Below are 16410 nucleotides of genomic sequence, written 5' to 3' on the forward strand. Positions count from 1 at the left end.
TCAGGCTATTGCAGGATCGAGGTTCCGCCGCCGGTGGTGGAATAGGAGCCGATCGTATAGCTGAACTGGCGCTGGAACGGCACCACCTTGTTGATGAACTGGTCGATCCACAGGTTGACCTCCGCGATGGACGAGCGCGGCACATAGATGATGTCGCCGCTCACCAGCGGCACGTCATTGGCGTCGAACCCGGTCTGGATCACGTCGCGCACGTTGACGAGGCGCAGCATGGGCTCGTTGTTGGGGCCGCGGCGGATGAGCGCCACCTGCCCGGTGCGCGATTCCTCCGTGAAGCCGCCGGCGAGCAGGATGCCCTGGAGCACGCTGGTGCCCATGTCCGCCAGCTTGAAGGCGCCGGGATGGGCCACCATGCCGCCCACATAGACCCGGGCGGAGGAGGCTTCCTCCAGCGAGACCACCACCTTCTGGTCGGTCAGTTCCTTGCGCGATTCGCGGCGCACATAGTCCTGCACGCCCGAGAGGGTGGAGCCCTCCACCCGGATCTGGCCGATGGCGCGCGGCGCGATGGAGCCGTCCGGGCTCACGGTCAGGTCCTCGTCCATCTCGCGGGTGATGAAATACTTGATCTTGATCTTGTCGCCCGGCCCCAGCCGATAGCTCGGCACCAGGTCACTCCACGGCTTGAAGCGCTCCACGTTCGCCTCGGTGAAGCGCAGTTCGTGGCCGGTGGTGAAGGGCTCGGTGCCGGTGTTCTGGGAGGTGGCGATGGCGGCGCAGCCATTGAGCGCGAAGCTGAATGCGAGGAGGGCGAGCGCGGCCCTGCGCCGGGCGCGCCGCGCCCGAAGTCGGTCGTTCCGGGCCGGGCCGGGAGCGGTGTTCACCACGCCGCATTCTGGCAAGACCATCGACCAACTCCCGCGCCTAATCGTATTCAAAAGGTTAATGCCGGGATTTTCGTGAACGTACCGTCCCTTTCGACGGTGAACGACGCGGCAAATCTCGGGTGAAAACCCTTGAACGTGGTAAAGCGACACTAAAGCTGTGTGGTTAACGAAACGCTTAATGATGGTGCCACGAAACCGATTGAGGATGAGGCGGCGGTGATGATGCCCCCGCGCCACAGCGGCCCGCATCCCACCGTGACAGGCGGGACGGGCGCTGCGGTTCTCGGAACGGGGAGGGCGCGCCCTCAGGCGCGGCGGTAGAGCCAGTGCGGCAGGTAATAGCGCCGGCCGAGGAAGACGAGGCCGATGGTGAGGCCCGAGCTCTCCGCCACCTGATCGCGCAGGCGGAGCACGGCCGGCATGCGCGACTTTTCCGCCTGCACCGCGAGGATATTGGCGTCCACCAGCTGGCAGAAGCGCTGGGTGACGAGCGAGGCGCCGGGCAGGTCGGACGAGATGACGACGCAGTCGAAGGCGCGGCGCAGCTCGGCCATCATCAGCTCCGCCTCGGCGATGGGCAGGCGGAAGTCGAGCAGCGGCGAGCGCTCGGCGTCGGCGGCGGCCCACAGCAGGGGCACCGGCGTGCCGGTCACCGCGATGCCGCCCCGCACGTCGCTGCCGCCGGCCGCGAGCGGGTAGGGCGCGGCGCTGGAGAGGTCCACCAGCAGCGTGCGCAGCCGGCGCCGCGCGGCGAACTCCTCCGCCAGCCGCCGGGCGAGCCAGGGCAGGGCGTCGTCGGCATCGGGGGAGAGGAAATGCAGGACCCGCAGCGGCGCGTCGTCGATGCGGGTGTCGAGCAGCAGGGTGGCGCAGCTGCCGATGGCTTCGTCCGTGGCGGCATTGCCGGGCCGGTCCGCCTCGGCGTCGAACACCGCGAGCACCGGCAGGCCGAGCGAGCGCTCGGCCTCGGCGGGGGTGACGAAGGAGGTCCGCAGGCTCGAGGCGAGGGCCCCGGCCGCGCCGCCGAACAGGAGGGCGGCAAACAGGCCCGCCGCCACCAGAGGCAGCGCCAGCGAGCGCTTGGTCACCGCCGAGCCGGCCTCCTGCACCACCCGCACCGCGGACTGGCGGGACTGGGCCGCGGCTTCCTCGATGGCGGCGGCCACCGCCCGGCGCTGATATTCGCGGAAGCCTTCCCCCAGCGCATCGCGCTTGCGGTTCAGCTCGATGAGCGGCGTCTCGGCGGCGCGCAGCGCAGCGAGGCGCTCCTCGGCGAGGCGCTGCTGCTGCACCAGCTCGCCTTTCTGGCGGCCGAGGGAATCCTGTTCCACCTTTAGGCTCAGGATCATGTTCTGGATATAGTTGACCTGCGGGTTGCGCACGGCCCGGTCGGTGGAATAGCGCCGCTCGGAGCGGCTCTTGATCCGCGCCCGGATGGTGGCGATCTGGCGATCGAGGTCCCGCAGCAGCTGGCTGCCGGGCGCATACTGGGAGGCCACCCGGTCGCGCTCCAGCAGCAGCTTGGAGAGGGTGTTGTTGTCCTCGTCGCCGGGCAGGGCATCGGTCTTCTCGGCGAAGTCGAACACCGAATCGGGCAGGGCCGCGAACTGCTTTTCCGCCTCCGCGACCTGGGCATTGACCGCCACCTCGCGCTCGGCCACCTGCCGGCGGCGCTGGAGGATGCTGTCCACCTGGTTGGAGGCGAGGATGGCGTCCTGGGCGAAATCGATGATGCCCGCCTTGACCTTGAGCTGCTCGATCTCCCGGTCCACCGCGGAGAGGTCGGTCTGGAAGCGGTTCACCTCCAGCATCAGGATCTTGGCGGTGGGGTTCTCGAACAGGCGGCGGCGGGCGGCGAGATAGGTCTTCACCAGTGCGTCGGCGGCGGCGATGGCCACCTCGCGGTCGGGATTGGTGAAGCTCACCCGGATCACGTTGGAGCCCGACTGCACCGAGGCCCGCACGCTGGCCTGGAAGCGCTCCACCGCCTTGTCCATCAGGTCCTTGTCGGAGCTGAACAGGCGGGTGATGGCGGCGAGCCGGCCCGGCGGGAACAGCCGGTCCACGCCGATCTCCACCACCGTGGCGCGGGCGACATCGGCGCTCTCGATGATCTGCACTTCCGATTCGACCTGCTTCAGGCCTTCGATGCTGAGCACCGCCGGGCCGGTGTCGGTCACGTTCTGGGCGTTGGAGACCTCGCGGCTCACGATGACCATGAGCAGGCTGGAGGCGGTGTATTCGGTGCGGCTGGTCGCGGCCACGGCCAGCGCCACCACGAGCGGGATCAGCCCCGCCAGCAGCACGATGCGGATGTGGTAGAAGGCGGCGATCAGGAAATCGCGCAGGGTGAAGGCGGGTGGCGCGGATCCGGTGGCCGGTTCCGTGGCGCCGCTCTGGGCCGCCTGCGGCATCAACATGCGTCCCCCTGCTTCACGCCCGGCTCCCGCGTCCGGACCCTTGCTGCGACGCGGACGGGAGGCTTGCCCCACCGTGCCGCGCCGCGCTTACTTTACCGTTAAGGGAGGGTTGCGTCGGGCGTGAGGCGCGACCGCTCTCGGGGTGGATCAGAACGCCTGCGGCATCAGCCTGCGCACCATGAGGCTGGCGCCGATGGCGAGCTGGGCCGCGAACACCGCGGTGGCGATGGCCGCCCCGATCATGCCGAAGGGCGGGATGAGCAGCACGCACAGCGCGCCGCAGACCACGGTCTGCCCCAGCGTGAGCCAGCGCAGCACGCCGCCATGGCCGGCCATGGCGAGCACGATCTCCTGGCACGGCAGCAGGCAATAAACCAACTGGCCGACGCCGAGGATGACCAGGGCCGTGGCCGCGATCTCAAAGCCCGGCCCCACCAGATGCAGCACCTGCGCCGGCGCCAGCACCATCACCGCCACCAGGGGCGTGCCGAAGGCGGCCACCGCGAGCCGCACCCGGCGGTTGAGCTGGCGCAGCTCGGTCCATTGCCCCTGCCGGTGCCGGGCGGCAAACGAGGGGGCGGCGACGCTGCCGATGGAGGTGCTGACCACCCACACCAGCATGGAGATGCGGTTCGCCACGCTGAAGGCGCCCACCTGCGCGGGCAGGCCGAAGGTGGCAAGCAGCAGCACCGGCAGCGACGGCAGCAGGATTTGCACGATCTCCACCACCGAGAGCGGCGCCGCGGTGCGCCACAGGGCGGGCAGCGGCGCGCCCGGCGGCGTATCCGTGTGGGTGTCCACGAAGCGGTGGCGCTCGCGCAGCAGCAGCACGGCGCCCACCACGGTGGCCGCCACATTGGCGGCGGCGAGGGCATAGAGCAGCCCGTCGAGGGAGGAGACGCCGGCGACCACCGCCGCCAGCGTCAGCACCGGCCACAGGCCGTTCTGCACCAGTTGCCCCGCCGCACCCTTGTGGAGGCCGAGCAACGCGTTGCCGATGAAATAGCAGGTGGCCTGGGGCAGGATCACGAGGGTGGAGAGCAGCAGCGGACGGGCGGCCTCGGGGTCGCGGAACACATAGTCCGCCAGCGGCTGGGCGAAGGCGGCGGTGAGCAAGGTCACGGTGAGGCCGAGGCCGAGCACCGCGCCGAGGCCGACGAGGAAGGCGTGTCCCGCCGCCCGGCCCTTGCCCACGGCCAGCTCGGCGGCCAGATGGCGCACCACCGCGCGCTCGAACCCGCCCCGCGACACCGTGGCAAGCACGCCCACCAAGGTGAGGCAGAGGAAGAAATAGCCCGAATCATGCACCCCCAGAGCGCGCGCCCCGAGCATGTAGAGCCCGAGCTTGCCGACGAGTTCGAGGCCGCGGGCCATCATGGCTCCGGCATAGGTGCCGTAGGTCCGGACAAGGGTGACGAAGGAGGGGGAAGGTGCCGCGCTCACGGCCGTCCCCGGCCGGCGGCGATGGCGCGCCGCGCGTCAGGCGGACAGTTCCGGGTGAACCCGGCTCGGGATGGTTTCGTGATCATGCCGGCCTGCTCACCCCTGTTCCCCGTCCGTGGCCTTGATCTGGAGCATGTTCGCGCGAAATGCACGCCGGCTTGGGTGACGAACGTGCGATGAAGGCAGAGATAGCGCATGTCCCTTGAACGGGCGTGAACGGAAAATGCGCGCGGCGCTTTCACAATGCGGCCTGCGCCTTGGCGCCGGGCAGGGCTTGGCGCAGACGGTGATTTCCCCGCGCCGGGTCCGGCTCCGTCAAGGGAGCCAAAATGCGCGCGGGCGGCGGAGGAAAGCGGCCGGGCCGGGGGTGTTGATCGGGATGCAGCAGGGAGCGGGGCCTGGAATGGTGGTGGGGATCAGGACGGGGACGGGGCGCACGCAGGGGAACGCGGCAGGTCCGCGCGGCCCGGTGCGGCGATGTGCGGGGCGGGCCATCGCGGCGCGCGCGCTCATGATGCTCGCGCTTGTGGTCGCTCCGGTCGGGGGTGGCGTGGTCGGGTTCGGCGCGGCCATGGCCCAGCAGGCGCCCATGCAGAGTCTCGAAGGCCTGCCGGCGCGCCCGCCGGTTGATCCGGACGTGGACCCCTATCCGTTCGATCCGTTCCTCTCGCTGCGCGTCTATGTCAGGCAGCGCCTGCCGGCGGGCTGGTGGGCCCGCGACCCGTCCTATGAGGCCGGCGCCTTTGCGGTGGTGGTGCACATTCCCGAAAGCTGGCGGGGCAACCCCACCTCGGCCATGCTGCGCCTCTGCCCGGAGCCGTCGAGCACCCTGTGGGAGCGCATCCAGGTGGTGGAGCTTCGGCCCTTCTATCGCCAGAGCCCCTGGCCGGCGGTCACCTGCCGCCGCTGAGGCGCCGAGCCGCGCCCTGAGTTTCAGACCTCGTCGCGCAGGGAGCGATGGACGTGGACCGGCGCGGCCGGAGCCAGATGGCGGCCGGAGTGACGCTCCAGCCCGATCAGGGCGGCGACGGCCACGAAGCCGAAGAAGACGATGCTGCTGGCGGTGGTCAGCGTGAGGACGGCGCTGCCGAGGACCACGACCGTCTCCGACGGGCGGGCGATGAGGGCAACCAGCAGCACGAGCCCAAGGATCGCCGGCACAAGAACGCGCATGACCGACATCTCGCCTCCTCCGGCAATCTCAAGGTTGACGGGAAATTTTTAACACGGAAGGCGCGGTGTTGAGAAGCACCGCGCGTTTCGCCACCGGATGCGGTGCGCCGCCGGCCCCCGGGGCCTTGCGAGACGCCCGGCAAGCAAAAGGCCGCCACGCCAGGGGCGGGCGGCCTTTCGACAAGGCGTGATCCGGGCAGGACGTGCCGTCAGATCTGGCGCTCGACCATCATCTTCTTGATTTCGGCGATGGCCTTGGCCGGGTTGAGGCTCTTCGGGCAGGCCTGGGCGCAGTTCATGATGGTGTGGCAGCGATACAGCCGGAAGGGGTCTTCCAGATAATCGAGCCGGGAGCCGGTGCGCTCGTCGCGGCTGTCCTTCAGCCAGCGGGTGGCCTGGAGCAGGGCCGCCGGGCCGAGGTAGCGGTCGCCGTTCCACCAGTAGCTGGGGCAGGAGGTGGAGCAGCAGGCGCACAGGATGCACTCGTAGAGGCCGTCCAGCTTCTCGCGGTCGTCCTTGGCCTGGCGCCACTCCTTCTCGGGGGGCGGGCTGTCGGTCTGCAGCCACGGCTCGATGGAGGCGTGCTGGGCGTAGAAATGGGTGAGGTCCGGCACCAGGTCCTTCACCACCGGCATGTGCGGCAGCGGATAGACGTTGACCACGCCCTTCACCAGCACCTCGTCCATGCCCTTGGTGCAGGCCAGCGTGTTGGTGCCGCCGATGTTCATGGCGCACGAGCCGCACACGCCTTCCCGGCAGGACCGGCGGAAGGTGAGGGTGGGATCGACGGTGTTCTTGATCCAGATCAGGCCGTCGAGAACCATGGGGCCGCAATCCTCGCGGTCCACATAATAGGTGTCGATGCGCGGGTTGCGGCCGTCGTCCGGGTTCCAGCGATAGATGCGGAACTCGGTCAGCGTCTTGGCGCCCTGCGGCTTCGGCCACACCTTGCCGGGCGTGATCTGGGAGTTCTTCGGAAGGGTGAGCTCAACCATGGGACGTCCTGGAACGCTGGAGCGGTAACCGCCCGCAGGATTTCTGGCCATGGCCGCGCGCGGTGGGCATGTCCGCCCTCGCCGCGCGCGGTCGCGATGACACGATCAGTACACGCGCTTCTTGGGCTCGATGTACTGGATGTCGTTGGACAGCGTGTAGGTGTGCACCGGCCGGTCATCGAGCCGCACGTTGCCGGATGCGGTATCGAAGTAAGCAAGTGTGTGCTTCATCCAGTTCACGTCGTCGCGATCCGGGAAGTCCTCACGGGCGTGGCCGCCGCGGCTTTCCTGGCGGGCGTTCGCGCCCTCCATGGTGACGATGGCCTGGGCGATGAGGTTCTCGAACTCCAGCGTCTCCACCAGGTCCGAGTTCCACACCAGCGACCGATCGGTGACGCCGATGTCGCTGGCGCCCTTGTAGACGTCGTGGATCAGCTTGCAGCCTTCCTCCAGCACCTCGCCGGTGCGGAAGACGGCGCAGTTGCTCTGCATCACCTTCTGCATGGCCAGCCGCAGCTCGGCGGTGGGGGTGCCGCCGGAAGCGTGCCGGGCCGCATCGAGGCGGGAGAGCGCAAGGTCGGCGCTGCCGGCCGGCAGCTCGCGGTGCTTCTCGCCGGGCTTCACCAATTCTGCGGCGCGCAGGCCGGCCGCGCGGCCGAACACCACGAGGTCGATGAGCGAGTTGGAGCCGAGGCGGTTGGCGCCGTGCACCGAGACGCAGGCGGCCTCGCCGATGGCCATCAGGCCGGGCACCACCGTGTCGGGATCGCCCGAGCGCTTGTCCAGCACCTCGCCGTAATAGTTCGTGGGGATGCCGCCCATGTTGTAGTGCACGGTCGGGATCACCGGGATCGGCTCGCGCGTCAGGTCCACGCCGGCGAAGATCTTCGCGCTCTCCGAGATGCCGGGCAGGCGCTCGTGGAGGATGGCGGGGTCGAGATGGTCGAGGTGCAGGAAGATGTGGTCCTTGTTCTTGCCGACGCCGCGGCCCTCGCGGATCTCCATGGTCATGGAGCGGGAGACCACGTCGCGCGAGGCAAGGTCCTTGGCCGAGGGGGCATAGCGCTCCATGAAGCGCTCGCCCGCGGAATTGGTGAGGTAGCCGCCTTCGCCGCGGGCGCCCTCGGTGATGAGGCAGCCCGAGCCGTAGATGCCGGTGGGATGGAACTGCACGAATTCCATGTCCTGCAGGGGCAGGCCGGCGCGCAGCACCATGCCGCCGCCGTCACCGGTGCAGGTGTGGGCGGAGGTGGCGGAGAAATAGGCGCGGCCGTAGCCGCCGGTGGCAAGCACCACGAGATGGGCGCGGAAGCGATGGATGGTGCCGTCGTCGAGCTTCAGGGCGATGACGCCCCGGCAGCGGCCGTCCTCATCCATGATGAGGTCGATGGCGAAATATTCGACGAAGAATTCCGCGTGGTGCTTCAGCGCCGCGCCATAGAGCGTGTGCAGCATGGCGTGGCCGGTGCGGTCCGCCGCGGCGCAGGTGCGCTGGGCGGTGCCCTTGCCGTAATGGGTGGTCATGCCGCCGAACGGGCGCTGGTAGATCTTGCCGTCCTCGGTGCGGGAGAAGGGCACGCCCCAGTGCTCCAGCTCGTAGACTGCGGCCGGCGCGTTGCGCACCATGTATTCGATGGCGTCCTGGTCGCCCAGCCAGTCCGACCCCTTCACGGTGTCGTACATGTGCCATTCCCACTTGTCCTCGCCCATGTTGGCGAGGGAGGCGGCGACGCCGCCCTGAGCCGCCACCGTGTGGGAGCGGGTGGGGAACACCTTGGTGATGCAGGCGGTGCGCAGGCCGGCTTCCGAGCAGCCCACCACGGCGCGCAGGCCGGCGCCGCCGGCGCCCACCACGAGCACGTCGTAGGTGTGGTCCTCGATGGGGTAGGCAGCGCCATTGATGCCGGGCGCGGCGGCCCCGTTGGTTGCGGTGTCGGCCATGTCAGCCTCCCAGGCTGATCTTGAGCACGGCGAAGGCGCCGGCGAGGGCAATGGCGATGCTGAAGAAGGTGTTGGCCACGATGAGCAGCACCTTGAGCGCCTCGGTGTGGATGTAGTCCTCGATCACCACCTGCATGCCGATCCGCATGTGCGTGGTGACCGACAGCAGGGTCAAAAGGATGACCACCGCCACGAACGGGTTGCCGAGGGTGGCGCGCGTCGCCGCGTAGCTGGAGCCGGCGAGGCAGATGACGATCCCGATGAAGGCGATCATCAGGATGAGGTTGGCGAGGCCGGTGACGCGCTGCTGGAAGAAGTGGTCGGTGCCGGAGCGGGCGGAACCCAGGCCGCGCACGCGGCCGAGGGGCGTGCGCATGGGGGCGTGTCCGGAGGACGGGGTGTTGCTCATGTGATCCTCCTCAGCCCTTCACGGCCAGGCCGACGACCCAGAGGATCACGGTCAGCGCCACGGAGGCGGCCAGGCTGGCCTTGGCGAGGAGCACGCGCTCCTGCGGGCCGAAGCCATGGATGAAATCCCAGATGAAGTGGCGCACGCCGCCGAAGGCATGGTGCAGCAGGGCCCAGGTGTAGCCGAACAGCACGATGAGGCCGATGGGCGAGCCCGCCACCGAGCGGAAGGCTTCGAAGGCCGAGGGGGAGGTGGCGGCGGCGAGCAGCCACCAGACCAGGATCGCCGTCCCGAAATAGAGCCCGACGCCGGTGATGCGATGCACAATGGACATCATCATCGTAAACAGCGGGCGGTAGATCTGTAGGTGAGGCGAAAGGGGGCGATCAATGCGCTGAGGGCTGTCGGCCATGGGGCCTCCTCCAAAAAATCGACCGATCAGGTATCTCAATCGTCGACACTTCGCAACGATTCCAAAGCACCTTGGCGGGGCTTTAAAACCGGATACGACGCGTACCGCAATTGGATGATCGTTGCATGCCGCTTTTGCGCCGCGGCGGATTGCTGCGCTGCCAACGTTCCGGGCACATATCCGGCCGTACCGCACGCGCAAAAAAAACAGCGCCGGAAGACCGGCGCTGTTCTGGAGGTCAGGTCTGGACGGACCGATCAGAAGCGGTAGGTGACGCCCGTACCGAAGATCCAGGGGTTCAGGTCGGCGCCGCCGGTGAGGTAGCTGCCGCCCACGGTCTGCAGGGTGAAGGTGGGCTCCAGGAAGAGCTTCTTCACGTCCACGTTGATGCCCCAGTGACGGTCGATCATCCAGTCGAAGCCGGCCTGCAGGGCAAGGCCCCAGGTGTCGTGCACGTCGACGCTGGAGAACGCCGTGTTCTTCGCATCCTGATTGAAGAACACGGTGTAGTTCACGCCGGCGCCGATATAGGGCTTGAACGGCCCGAAATCGGTGAAGTGGTACTGCAGGGTGAGGGTGGGCGGCAGCAGCCACACCTTGCCCACCTTGCCGAGGCTGGAGATGGTGCCCGCGCCGTTGATGTCGTGGGGGGTGACGCCGAGGATGAGTTCGGCGGCGATGTTCTTGGTGAAGTAGTAGGTGATGTCGAGCTCCGGCACCACCGAGTCGGAATAGGTGAGGTCCGAGCCGAGAATGCCGTCCACGGACCCGCCGTTCTCCGGCATCACGTAGAGCGCGCGAATGCGGATCTGCCAGGGGCTCAGGGCCTCTTCCACGGCCGGGGCCGCCTTGTAGGCCGGCGTCGACAGGTCAGCCGCCGATGCGCCGCCGACCGTAAAAGCAGCGATGCCCGCCGCAAGAATGGCACCCAGACCGAACTTCTTCATTGCCCCGCTCCCGCCAACTTGATCAACACAACCATAGGGCAACACTTCGCGCCGCCGATCCTCCAAAAGTTTGATTTATGTCAATTTTGGGTCTGTCGGGGCGAAAGTGTGGCGCGGGAGCCACAGGGCCGCCGCCCGCCTGCCGCATTTGCGGGGCATGGCTCACGCCCAGCGCGCGGCCTGGACCGGTTGCTGATTTCCCTTTTTCGCGAATGGCTTCTTTTCTCATGCCCTGTTCTGTCGCGGCTGCGCCGCCCTGCCCGGCGGGCGTCCGCTCGACTTTCGCCCCGCGTCAATCACAACCGGGTCGGGTGCGGCGTGGGATGTGCGCGCTCGCGCATGTTCTCCTGCTGTTCGGAGCGATGTTCACGATTCTCCCTGCGCGGGCGGACACCGTGCGCGACCTGCGGCTCTCGGTGAATGGCGAGGACCGGCGCACTGTGGTGGTCACGCCGGAGGGCGTGACCGGGCCGGCGCCGGTGGTGATCGCGCTGCACGGCGCGGCGCAGACGCCGGAGAGTTTCCGCGCCTATTTCGGGCTTGATGCGGCGGCGGCGACCCACGGCTTCGTCGCGGTCTATCCGGAAGGCGAGGGGCGGGTGTGGAACGACGGGCGGCCCGCCGCCATGCGCCTCAAGATGATGCTGCGCCCCGGCGACGACGTGGCCTTCCTGGTGGCGCTGGCCCGCCGGCTGGTGGAGGACGGCATCGCCGATCCGGCGCGCATCTACCTGACCGGCATTTCCAACGGCGGCTTCATGGTGCAGCGCATGGCCTGCGAGCATGCGGGGCTGTTCGCCGCCTATTCGTCCATCATGGCCACGGCGCCGGCCAATTACCGCGAGGAATGCAAGCCCGTCCGGCCGGTCCCCATCCAGTTCATCCACGGCACGGCGGATTCCGTCATCGCCTATGCCGGCTTCTGGACGCCGGTGGGGGCGACCCTGTCGGCGCCGGAGAGCGCGCGCCTCTTTGCCCGCATCAACGGGTGCGGCGCTTCGACCCAGCGCGAGCTGCCCCATCTCGACCTGACCGACGTGACCGCTGCGACCCTGCGGCGCTGGGACAATTGCCGCGACGGCTCGGCAGTGGAGCTCATCAGCATCGAGCGCGGCGGGCACCAGCCGCCGGCGCGGGTGGACACCAAGCCGGACCTCGCCACGCCCTTCCTTGGCCTGCGCAGCCGCGACATCGATTCGGGCGAGGAAGTCTGGCGGTTCATGTCCGCCTTCGGTGGCGCGGCCACGACGCAGCCGCGGCCTGTCGCGGTGCCGCTGCCGCCGCCGTCCCCGCTGCGGGGGAGCCGCACGGGCGCGGTGGTGCGCCCGGCGGCGGCCGCGGATCAGCGCGGGATCAGCGCCCAGTAGTCGAGGTCGAGGATCACGCTCGGGTCATAATCCTCGCCGGTCCCGGTGGCGACCTTGGCGGGGAAGTCGCCGGTGAGGCGGTCCTTGGTGGCGATGGTGCGCAGGCGCAGCGCGCCCACGTCCTCGCGGCCCGGCAGGGGCTGGGCGTCGAGCACCTCGGTCCAGGCATGCACGGTGAGGCCCGCGAACAGCGGCGCCACATGGCGTCCGCCATTGATGGCCGCCACGTGGAAGGCGTTGGCGAGGCCGTTGAAGGACAGCGCGCGGGCGATCGAGATGACGTGGCCGCCATAGATCAGCCGCCGGCCGAACCGGCCCTGGCCCTCGGTGAATTGGTTGAAATGCACCTTGGCGGTGTTTTGGTAGAGGCGGGTGGCGATCATGTGCTCCGCCTCCTCCACCGTCATGCCGTCCACATGGTCGATGCGTTCGCCCACCTGATAGTCGGCGAAGCGGGCCTGCGAGCCCGACAGGTCGTTGCGCCAGCCTTCGATGTCGAGCAGCGGCACGGCGCTGCCCAGCGCGTCGGGGGCCAGCGCCGCCGGCAGCTTGGGCACCACCGGCTCGGGCGCGGGGCGGGCGGTATCGGCCTTGCGGACCATCACCCAGCGCACATAGTCCAGCACCTCGGTGCCGTCCTGGTTGAAGCCCACCGAGCGCACGTAGACCACGCCGCTCTGGCCGTTGGAATTTTCCCTCAGGCCGATCACTTCCGACACGGCGGTGAGCGTATCGCCGGGATAGACCGGGGCGAGGAAGCGCCCGCCAGCATAGCCCAGATTGGCCACCGCATTGAGGGAGATGTCCGGCACCGTCTTGCCGAACACCACGTGGAAGACCAGCAGGTCGTCGACGGGCGCGCGGGGATAGCCGATGGCCTGCGCGAAGCTGTCGGCCGACTGCACGGCGAAGCGGGTGCCGTAGAGGGCGCTGTAGAGGCTCACGTCGCCGACCGTGACGGTGCGCGGCGTCGCGTGGCGGATCACCTGGCCGACGCTGAAGTCCTCGAAGAAATTGCCCCGGTTGGTCTTGCTCATCTTCATCCCCCCGTGTCCCGCCATGTTGCAGAGCGGCGCGGTGCGACGCAACAGCCGTGCGGATCCGGCACCGGGCTGCTTGACGCGGCGTGCCTGATGGTCCTCATGGGGGTAAGGCGCTGCGGGCGGCGCCGCCATTCGACAAAGGGGGCAGGGGTGTCGGGTTCGGCGAGCCAGAAATTGTCGTTTCAGGCCATGATCTTCACGGCCTGCCTGTTTCCCTTCTACATCCTTGCGGCCACGCTCACCAATTCGGCGGCGATCCTCACCGACCTTTTGGCGACGTCCTTCGACCTCACCGCGCTCACCGCCTGCTGGCTGGTGCTGAAGATCGCCCACAACGCCCAGGCGGGCCGGTACGCCTACGGCCTCGGCAAGCTGGAAAACCTCGCCGAGCTGATGATCGCCCTGTTGCAGACGGTGCTGGTCTTCATCGCCGGCTCCAATGCCATCATGCGCATCATGCATCCCGAAGGGGTGAGCGGCGCGGAGCTGGGCCTTTTCGTCACGGCCGCCGCGGTGATCGGCAACACCGTCCTGAACCGCAAGGCCACCCGCCTTGCCCACGAGACGCGCTCGCCGGTGCTGGCGGCGCAGGCGCGGGTGCACCTGGTTTCGGCCATCTCCTCGGGCTCGGTCTTCATCGTCACCGTGGTGCTGTCGATCTTCAACAACGTGACCTGGATGTATTATCTCGATCCGGTGGCATCGTTCGTCGTCATCGGCTTCATGATCTACAACATCTTCGCCATGCTCTCGAATTCTGTGGCCTCGCTGCTCGACCAGGCCATCGACGAGGCGGGGCAGCTGCGCATTCTCAAGGTGCTCACCAGCCATTTCGACGATTTCGACGAACTGGGGGACATTCGCACCCGGCAGTTCGGCGGCAAGATGTTCGTGGAGCTGCACCTCGGCTTCGAGGGCGACTGGACCGTGGCGAAGACGCGCGCCGTCGTCGCCCGGCTGAGCGATGCGGTGAAGCAGGAATTCAAGCAGGCGGGCGACGAGGTGGACGTGGCCGTGGTGCTCATTCCGGCCCACGGGACCGAGGCTGCCTGAGGCTTTCTCCTACGCCGGCCCCTTACCCGGGCGCCGGCGTCAGTGCTCGGACAGCACCACAGCGTCGGACCATTCGCCCTCCACCTCCTTGACGATGGCCTGGCCGCAGATGACGCGGCCCTGCACCGTATCGAAGGTGAGGGTCGGGGCGCCGTGCAACTGCCAGCCCTTGTTGAGGGCGGCGGAGACGCGCTTGCAGAAGGCCGCGTCGTCGGGGCCGGTGAGGTAGCGGTAGAGCTTCATCGATCTTGTCCTGAGGCGATAGCGGGTCGCTTGGGAGCGGTCGTGTCAGAGCTGCGCGCCGGCGCGGCGGGCGGCCTCGATGCGCTTCTCCTGGAAGGCGCGCGTCTTTTCCCGCACCTCGGCGACGAGGCGGGGGTCCTCCCGGTCGCGGGGCGGAAAGGCGGGCGCCGGCTGGTATTCGATGGCAAGGGCGATGCGCCGCGCCTCGTCCTCCCCGGCGATCTCGGCGGCCAGCGCCAGCGCGAGGTCGATGCCGGAGGAGACCCCGGCGCCGGTGAAGCGGTTGCGATCCACCACCACCCGCTCCTCCACCGGAATGGCCCCGAGCAGGGCCAGCTGGTCCAGCGACAGCCAGTGGCTGGTGGCGCGATAGCCGGTGAGCAGCCCGGCGGCGCCGAGAATCAGCGAGCCGGTGCACACCGAGGTGACGTAGCGCGCCTGAACCGCCATGCGGCGCAGGAAATCCAGCGCCGGCCCGTCGTCCATCAGCTCCAGCTGGCCGGGGCCGCCGGGCACGAACAGGAGGTCGCAGCCGGCGACCTCGTTGAAGGTGGAATTGGCCATGATGGCGAGGCCCGCCACGTCCACCACCGGCCGCTTGCAGCTCTCGGCCACGATCTCCAGCCGGGCTCCGGGCAGGCGCGCGAACACCTCGAACGGGCCGGTGAGATCGAGCTGGGTCATGCGCGGATAGGCGAGCATGACAATGCGGAAGGGTTTGGACGCGGCGGGCTGGGACATGGTGCTCCGGACCTCGTGCTTTAGCCTCAGGCGCGGGCGGCGATGGCGTCGGCGAGGGCCACCGTGCGCTTGGCCATCTCGGCGTGGAGCAGCTCCACCATGCGCCCGTCTAGGGTGATGACGCCCTTGCCCGCATTCTCCGGCAGGGCGAAGGCGGCGATGATGGCGCGGGCGCGGGCCACCTCCGCCTCGGGGGGCGAGAAGGCGATGTTGCAGGGCTCGATCTGGCTCGGATGGATCAAGGTCTTGCCGTCCATGCCGAATTCCACGGCCTGGGCGGATTCGGCCTTGAAGCCGTCGAGGTCCTGGAACTGGTTCCACACGCCGTCGAGCACGTCCACCCCATAGACCCGCGCGGCGGCCACCACCAGGCTCAGCCAGCCCACCATGGGCGCGCGGCCGGGCACCAGCGCCGCCCGCGTCTCCTTGGCAAGGTCGTTGGTGCCGAGCACGAACACGGTGAGGCGGGTCAGCGGGTCCTGGGCCGCCTGGGCGATGGCCTTGATGTCGAGGATGGCCAGCGGCGTCTCGATCATGGCCCAGACCCGCGTGGTCTGCGGCACCTTCAGCGCCTCCAGCCGGCGGCCGACGGTGACCAGCTGCTCCACGGTCTGCACCTTGGGCACCAGGATGGCGTCGGGCGCGGCGCCGGCGGCGGCCTCCAGGTCGTCCGAGCCCCAGGGCGTATCGAGGCCGTTGATGCGAATCACCACCTCGCGCGGGCCGAAGCCGCCGGCCTTCACCGTATCCACGATGCGGGCGCGGGCTTCCGCCTTGGCGTCGGGCGCCACCGCATCCTCAAGGTCCAGGATCACCGCGTCCGCGGGCAGGGTGCGGGCCTTTTCCAGCGCGCGGGCGTTGGAGCCCGGCATGTAGAGCACGCTGCGGCGCGGACGGATGGCAATGGCGGCTCCAGCTTCGGCACCCATGGGGACTCCCTTCGCACGTCGATGCAGGTTTTGAGCGCGCGCCGATCGACTTGCACCGCAAGCTGATGGGGCAACGTGTTCTCATGGCTTAAAGTGAGAGAGCGATTCACCGGGCAGATTGAATCAATTTGCCCGGATCGCGCTCTTTCCGCACTTTACCGTACCGAATCGGTAAAGCGACGCCTGTGCTTTGAAAAGGGGTTCCGCTGCGCTGCGGCATGCGACCTTGGACGGTCGCGGCAGGTCTTGCGCCGGCCGGCGCACCGATTGCGCCTACCGCGCAGGCGCGGCGGCGGGCTCGCTGCCGGGCGGGGGCCAGGAGAAATCGTCGGCCCGGCCGCGCACGGGGGCGGGCGCGATGCCGTCCTTCAGCACCCGGGATGCGGCCTTGGCGCTGGCCGACACCGCCATGGGGTCCGGGGTTTTTGCCGGCACGGGGGGGCCGGCAA

At 68.8% G+C, this 16410-nt stretch carries 16 protein-coding genes; 3 read left to right on the forward strand and 13 right to left on the reverse strand.

Annotation, left to right across the window (positions count from 1 at the left end):
* Positions 1–5: 5 nt before the first annotated feature.
* From K9U41_RS10880 to K9U41_RS10890, 3 genes are all read right to left on the reverse strand, one after another.
* Complete coding sequence (locus K9U41_RS10880) at positions 6–866, reverse strand: polysaccharide biosynthesis/export family protein (protein ID WP_282640861.1); 861 nt, start codon at positions 864–866, stop codon at positions 6–8.
* 284 nt (positions 867–1150) lie between these two features.
* Positions 1151–3265 carry a GumC family protein gene (locus K9U41_RS10885; RefSeq protein ID WP_282640862.1) on the reverse strand — a complete coding sequence of 705 codons (2115 nt, stop codon included), beginning with the start codon at positions 3263–3265 and terminating at the stop codon, positions 1151–1153.
* Between the two features lie 147 nt (positions 3266–3412).
* Positions 3413–4708, reverse strand: coding sequence for a lipopolysaccharide biosynthesis protein (locus K9U41_RS10890; RefSeq protein WP_282640863.1), 1296 nt, complete (start codon positions 4706–4708; stop codon positions 3413–3415).
* Between the two features lie 511 nt (positions 4709–5219).
* On the opposite strand from K9U41_RS10890, the gene K9U41_RS10895 reads away from it, so the two are divergent.
* Positions 5220–5618 (forward strand): hypothetical protein, encoded by a 399-nt coding sequence (locus tag K9U41_RS10895; protein ID WP_282640864.1) that lies wholly within the window; start codon positions 5220–5222, stop codon positions 5616–5618.
* 23 nt (positions 5619–5641) lie between these two features.
* On the opposite strand, the gene K9U41_RS10900 is transcribed toward K9U41_RS10895, so the two are convergent.
* The 6 genes from K9U41_RS10900 to K9U41_RS10925 all read right to left on the reverse strand — a co-directional run bounded on the left by K9U41_RS10900 (position 5642) and on the right by K9U41_RS10925 (position 10585).
* The gene (locus K9U41_RS10900; protein ID WP_282640865.1) at positions 5642–5890 is read right to left on the reverse strand and encodes a hypothetical protein; all 249 of its coding nucleotides are present in this window, start codon (positions 5888–5890) and stop codon (positions 5642–5644) included.
* Positions 5891–6090: 200 nt separating this feature from the next.
* Positions 6091–6876 carry a succinate dehydrogenase iron-sulfur subunit gene (locus tag K9U41_RS10905; RefSeq protein WP_282640866.1) on the reverse strand — a complete coding sequence of 262 codons (786 nt, stop codon included), beginning with the start codon at positions 6874–6876 and terminating at the stop codon, positions 6091–6093.
* 105 nt (positions 6877–6981) lie between these two features.
* Positions 6982–8817, reverse strand: coding sequence for a succinate dehydrogenase flavoprotein subunit (gene sdhA / locus K9U41_RS10910; RefSeq protein ID WP_282640867.1), 1836 nt, complete (start codon positions 8815–8817; stop codon positions 6982–6984).
* A 1-nt stretch (position 8818) separates the two neighbouring features.
* Positions 8819–9226 carry a succinate dehydrogenase, hydrophobic membrane anchor protein gene (gene sdhD, locus K9U41_RS10915; RefSeq protein WP_282640868.1) on the reverse strand — a complete coding sequence of 136 codons (408 nt, stop codon included), beginning with the start codon at positions 9224–9226 and terminating at the stop codon, positions 8819–8821.
* 10 nt (positions 9227–9236) lie between these two features.
* Positions 9237–9638 (reverse strand): succinate dehydrogenase, cytochrome b556 subunit, encoded by a 402-nt coding sequence (gene sdhC / locus K9U41_RS10920; RefSeq protein ID WP_282640869.1) that lies wholly within the window; start codon positions 9636–9638, stop codon positions 9237–9239.
* Between the two features lie 257 nt (positions 9639–9895).
* A complete protein-coding gene (locus K9U41_RS10925; RefSeq protein WP_282640870.1) occupies positions 9896–10585 on the reverse strand; it encodes an OmpW/AlkL family protein in 690 nt (229 codons plus the stop codon).
* A gap of 362 nt (positions 10586–10947) precedes the next feature.
* On the opposite strand from K9U41_RS10925, the gene K9U41_RS10930 reads away from it, so the two are divergent.
* Positions 10948–11952 carry an alpha/beta hydrolase family esterase gene (locus K9U41_RS10930; protein ID WP_282640871.1) on the forward strand — a complete coding sequence of 335 codons (1005 nt, stop codon included), beginning with the start codon at positions 10948–10950 and terminating at the stop codon, positions 11950–11952.
* Here the strand turns inward: K9U41_RS10930 and K9U41_RS10935 are convergent.
* Positions 11928–12989 carry a MaoC family dehydratase gene (locus tag K9U41_RS10935; RefSeq protein ID WP_282640872.1) on the reverse strand — a complete coding sequence of 354 codons (1062 nt, stop codon included), beginning with the start codon at positions 12987–12989 and terminating at the stop codon, positions 11928–11930. The genes K9U41_RS10930 and K9U41_RS10935 overlap by 25 nt on opposite strands.
* Positions 12990–13145: 156 nt before the next feature.
* On the opposite strand from K9U41_RS10935, the gene K9U41_RS10940 reads away from it, so the two are divergent.
* Positions 13146–14048 carry a cation diffusion facilitator family transporter gene (locus K9U41_RS10940; RefSeq protein ID WP_282640873.1) on the forward strand — a complete coding sequence of 301 codons (903 nt, stop codon included), beginning with the start codon at positions 13146–13148 and terminating at the stop codon, positions 14046–14048.
* A gap of 39 nt (positions 14049–14087) precedes the next feature.
* Here K9U41_RS10940 and K9U41_RS10945 read toward each other — a convergent pair whose 3' ends face one another.
* Genes K9U41_RS10945 through K9U41_RS10955 form a run of 3 tightly spaced genes read right to left on the reverse strand, consistent with a single transcriptional unit; the run spans position 14088 to position 15961 of the window.
* Positions 14088–14291, reverse strand: coding sequence for a DUF1737 domain-containing protein (locus K9U41_RS10945; RefSeq protein WP_282640874.1), 204 nt, complete (start codon positions 14289–14291; stop codon positions 14088–14090).
* A gap of 45 nt (positions 14292–14336) precedes the next feature.
* Positions 14337–15032, reverse strand: a complete 696-nt coding sequence (locus K9U41_RS10950; RefSeq protein ID WP_282640875.1) for a DJ-1/PfpI family protein — start codon at positions 15030–15032, stop codon at positions 14337–14339.
* A gap of 26 nt (positions 15033–15058) precedes the next feature.
* Positions 15059–15961, reverse strand: coding sequence for an HpcH/HpaI aldolase/citrate lyase family protein (locus K9U41_RS10955; RefSeq protein WP_012113997.1), 903 nt, complete (start codon positions 15959–15961; stop codon positions 15059–15061).
* Positions 15962–16410 lie beyond the last annotated feature (449 nt).

Origin of the sequence: Xanthobacter autotrophicus (assembly GCF_029991245.1) — a bacterium.
In the GTDB taxonomy this organism is placed as follows: domain Bacteria; phylum Pseudomonadota; class Alphaproteobacteria; order Rhizobiales; family Xanthobacteraceae; genus Xanthobacter; species Xanthobacter autotrophicus_C.

Bases quoted from the DNA above. Each gene is read 5' to 3' on its own strand.
- K9U41_RS10880 (WP_282640861.1), bottom strand. From the start codon at position 866: ATGGTCTTGCCAGAATGCGGCGTGGTGAACACCGCTCCCGGCCCGGCC.
- K9U41_RS10885 (WP_282640862.1), bottom strand. From the start codon at position 3,265: ATGTTGATGCCGCAGGCGGCCCAGAGCGGCGCCACGGAACCGGCCACC.
- K9U41_RS10895 (WP_282640864.1), top strand. From the start codon at position 5,220: ATGATGCTCGCGCTTGTGGTCGCTCCGGTCGGGGGTGGCGTGGTCGGG.
- K9U41_RS10900 (WP_282640865.1), bottom strand. From the start codon at position 5,890: ATGTCGGTCATGCGCGTTCTTGTGCCGGCGATCCTTGGGCTCGTGCTG.
- K9U41_RS10905 (WP_282640866.1), bottom strand. From the start codon at position 6,876: ATGGTTGAGCTCACCCTTCCGAAGAACTCCCAGATCACGCCCGGCAAG.
- sdhA (WP_282640867.1), bottom strand. From the start codon at position 8,817: ATGGCCGACACCGCAACCAACGGGGCCGCCGCGCCCGGCATCAATGGC.
- sdhD (WP_282640868.1), bottom strand. From the start codon at position 9,226: ATGAGCAACACCCCGTCCTCCGGACACGCCCCCATGCGCACGCCCCTC.
- sdhC (WP_282640869.1), bottom strand. From the start codon at position 9,638: ATGGCCGACAGCCCTCAGCGCATTGATCGCCCCCTTTCGCCTCACCTA.
- K9U41_RS10925 (WP_282640870.1), bottom strand. From the start codon at position 10,585: ATGAAGAAGTTCGGTCTGGGTGCCATTCTTGCGGCGGGCATCGCTGCT.
- K9U41_RS10930 (WP_282640871.1), top strand. From the start codon at position 10,948: ATGTTCACGATTCTCCCTGCGCGGGCGGACACCGTGCGCGACCTGCGG.
- K9U41_RS10935 (WP_282640872.1), bottom strand. From the start codon at position 12,989: ATGAGCAAGACCAACCGGGGCAATTTCTTCGAGGACTTCAGCGTCGGC.
- K9U41_RS10945 (WP_282640874.1), bottom strand. From the start codon at position 14,291: ATGAAGCTCTACCGCTACCTCACCGGCCCCGACGACGCGGCCTTCTGC.
- K9U41_RS10950 (WP_282640875.1), bottom strand. From the start codon at position 15,032: ATGTCCCAGCCCGCCGCGTCCAAACCCTTCCGCATTGTCATGCTCGCC.
- K9U41_RS10955 (WP_012113997.1), bottom strand. From the start codon at position 15,961: ATGGGTGCCGAAGCTGGAGCCGCCATTGCCATCCGTCCGCGCCGCAGC.